This window comes from Rhizobacter sp. P3_B12 (assembly GCF_056402895.1).
Map to the genome: position 1 here is coordinate 1 of NZ_JBFUGN010001270.1, position 1,449 is coordinate 1,449.

A 1,449-nucleotide genomic window follows, 5' to 3' on the forward strand; every position below is an offset into this window, starting at 1 on the left:
GTTCAGTACCTCCCGTTCTCGGAGCTGCTCGCATGAAGCTGCGCATCCGCTATTTCGCATCGCTGCGCGAATCGCTGGGCAGTGGCGAGACGCTGGAGCTGCCAGACGGCGTCGACGTGGCCGCGGCGCGCGATGCGCTGATCGCACGCGACGAGCGTCACGCAACGGCACTGGCACGAACCAGGGCCGTGCGCAGCGCCCTCGACCAGGTGCTGTGCGACGAAGCCGCGCCGTTGCACGACAACGCCGAGCTGGCTTTCTTTCCGCCGGTGACCGGAGGCTGAGATGGGCTCCACGCGCGTCTCGATCCAGACCGACGACTTCGACCTCGGCGCCGAGGTGGCCCGCCTGCGCGCCGGTGACGGCGGCGTCGGCGCGGTGGTCGCGTTCGTCGGCACGGTGCGCGACCGCAGCGACGGCACCGACGTGAGCCGCATGGAGCTGGAGCACTACCCCGGCATGACCGAGACCTCGATCGACGCGATGATCGATGCGGCGCTGGCCCGCTTCGACATCCGCGCTGCCCGCGTGATCCACCGCGTCGGTGTGCTCGACGCGCAGGACCAGATCGTGCTGGTGGCCGTCACGTCGGCGCACCGCGGCCAGGCCTTCCAGGCCTGCGAGTTCCTGATGGACTACCTGAAGACGCAAGCCCCGTTCTGGAAGAAGGAGCACACGCCGCAGGGCGCGCGCTGGGTCGATGCCCGCAGCCACGACGATGCCGCGCTGCAGCGCTGGGGCATCGCGAGCGGAAACCTCGCGCCATGACGGCCGGCGTGGGGGCGGGAATCACCTGGTTGCAGGTGCTCGCGGTTGCCACCGGCGCCGTCTTCGGCGCGCTGCTGCGCTGGTGGGCTGGCCTGTGGCTGAACGCGCAGTGGGCGGGTTTTCCGCTCGGCACGCTGCTCGTCAACTGTGCCGGCGGGCTGCTGATCGGCATCGCGCTGTACTGGTTCCAGCGCAGCCCGAACGAGTTGCTGCGGCTGCTGGCGGTGACCGGCTTCCTTGGCGGGTTGACGACCTTCTCGTCGTTCTCCGGCGAATCGCTCGCGCTGATCCAGCGCGACGAATGGGTGCTCGCGGCGGGCCACACGCTGGCCCACGTGCTGGGCTCGCTGGCCTGCGCCGGCCTGGGATATCGGCTCGCGCGCCTCGCACTGGGCTGATCCCGCCCGATCCACCCCTCCTCCTTTGAGGACGGGTTCTGCATTATTTGACGACAAAGCCTGGTTACGATTTGTTTCCTTCGGCGGTCTCGAATACAGCAGAGGTGAATCCAGTGACATCAGCGACGACGGGGCGGCGACGGCTCAGCGTGCTTGCGCAGTCCGTGAACGTGCAGGACATGCTGAAGGTCGAGGTGTTCCTGCGGCTGGCCCAGGGCCGGCTGCGCTGCGACTGGCAGGTCTCGACCACCGGCGAAGCCCACCTGCTGCTGCTGGGCGGCGA

Annotated in this window: 3 protein-coding genes; all 3 read left to right on the forward strand. The window is 68.9% G+C overall.

Annotation, left to right across the window (positions count from 1 at the left end; genetic code table 11):
- Positions 1-32: 32 nt before the first annotated feature.
- From AC1D01_RS34410 to crcB, 3 genes are read left to right on the forward strand one after another with little or no spacing between them, the layout of a single operon-like run.
- Complete coding sequence (locus AC1D01_RS34410) at positions 33-284, forward strand: MoaD/ThiS family protein (RefSeq protein ID WP_477873952.1); 252 nt, start codon at positions 33-35, stop codon at positions 282-284.
- Between the two features lies 1 nt (position 285).
- Positions 286-768, forward strand: coding sequence for a molybdenum cofactor biosynthesis protein MoaE (locus AC1D01_RS34415; RefSeq protein ID WP_477873954.1), 483 nt, complete (start codon positions 286-288; stop codon positions 766-768).
- Positions 765-1,166 carry a fluoride efflux transporter CrcB gene (gene crcB / locus AC1D01_RS34420; RefSeq protein ID WP_477873956.1) on the forward strand — a complete coding sequence of 134 codons (402 nt, stop codon included), beginning with the start codon at positions 765-767 and terminating at the stop codon, positions 1,164-1,166. Before AC1D01_RS34415 ends, crcB begins: the two co-directional genes overlap by 4 nt.
- Positions 1,167-1,449: the final 283 nt, after the last annotated feature.

Excerpts from the sequence above, each read along its gene's own strand:
- AC1D01_RS34410 (WP_477873952.1), top strand. The coding sequence starts at position 33 with ATGAAGCTGCGCATCCGCTATTTCGCATCGCTGCGCGAATCGCTGGGC.
- crcB (WP_477873956.1), top strand. The coding sequence starts at position 765 with ATGACGGCCGGCGTGGGGGCGGGAATCACCTGGTTGCAGGTGCTCGCG.
- AC1D01_RS34415 (WP_477873954.1), top strand. The coding sequence starts at position 286 with ATGGGCTCCACGCGCGTCTCGATCCAGACCGACGACTTCGACCTCGGC.